Genomic DNA, 1,064 nt, shown 5'->3' on the forward strand with positions numbered 1-1,064 from the left:
CAGCCGACCACGGTCGGGTCAGCGACTGGGGTGAAGTCGTAACAAGGTAGCCGTAGGGGAACCTGCGGCTGGATCACCTCCTTTCAAGGAACTGTTCTGAGTTGGTTGGTTTACTGACTGATTTGGGATGTTCTGAACAAAAAGTCCTTTGCTTATGGATCGGCAAAGGCGCTGTCTGTCAGTTTCTGATGTGTTTGTGCATCGGGGGCGCCGTCAACATATCCCTTTCTGCAACAGATGTCTGGGTGATTTAGGCTATTACATGGTTATGTATGGCTTGTGTTATTCAGTCGGGTTTTGGGCTAGTAGCTCAGTTGGTTAGAGCACACGCTTGATAAGCGTGGGGTCGGAGGTTCAAGTCCTCCCTGGCCCACCACCATTTGAGACTGCCGGTTCCTATGGGGGCGTAGCTCAGCTGGGAGAGCACCTGCTTTGCAAGCAGGGGGTCGTCGGTTCGAACCCGTCCGTCTCCACCAAGGATCCAGAGTGGTTTTGTGGTGTTGAGAGTATCTGTTGCAAGGGAGTTTGTGGATCGGACTTCATGTGCGCGGGGCTGCGATAGCGGCACGTGTATTTGTATGTCTGGTGTTGATCTTTGTCAGTGTGAATCGGTTGGTGCGCGTCTGGGCGTATCGGAAATGTGGGTTGGTCTGACCCGTATTGAGTAGAGAGATTTACTCATGCGTTAAGCATTTCTGATGTAAGCGTTCAGAAGCGTTTTGAAGAAGTAGACGTACTCGGATGCGTTATGCTTTGGAGCTATTTGTATCTGCGGATGTAGGTATGGATGGTTTCTGTGCATGGGGCGAGTGAGTATGAGAAGGGCATTCGGTGGATGCCTTGGCACTAGGAGGCGACGAAGGACGTAGCACGCTGCGATAAGCTGTGGGGAGCCGCGAGCAGGCATTGATCCGCAGATTTCCGAATGGGGCAACCCACCCAGCGATGGGTATCGTGATCTGAATACATAGGGTTACGAGGCGAACCCGGGGAACTGAAACATCTCAGTACCTGGAGGAAAAGACATCAATTGAGATTCTGCTAGTAGTGGCGAGCGAACGCGG

The 1,064-nt window shown here is 52.3% G+C and carries 2 tRNA genes and 2 rRNA genes; all 4 read left to right on the top strand.

Annotated features, from left to right (window positions below):
* Positions 1 to 84: ribosomal RNA gene (locus OZD64_RS00055) — 16S ribosomal RNA — on the top strand; the annotation flags it as partial.
* A 215-nt stretch (positions 85 to 299) separates the two neighbouring features.
* Positions 300 to 376, top strand: a tRNA-Ile gene (locus OZD64_RS00060).
* 24 nt (positions 377 to 400) lie between these two features.
* Positions 401 to 476: transfer RNA gene (locus OZD64_RS00065), tRNA-Ala, on the top strand.
* A 332-nt stretch (positions 477 to 808) separates the two neighbouring features.
* A 23S ribosomal RNA gene (locus OZD64_RS00070) occupies positions 809 to 1,064 on the top strand; the annotation flags it as partial.

Source organism: Wolbachia endosymbiont of Drosophila tristis, from assembly GCF_028981745.1.
GTDB lineage: Bacteria > Pseudomonadota > Alphaproteobacteria > Rickettsiales > Anaplasmataceae > Wolbachia > Wolbachia pipientis.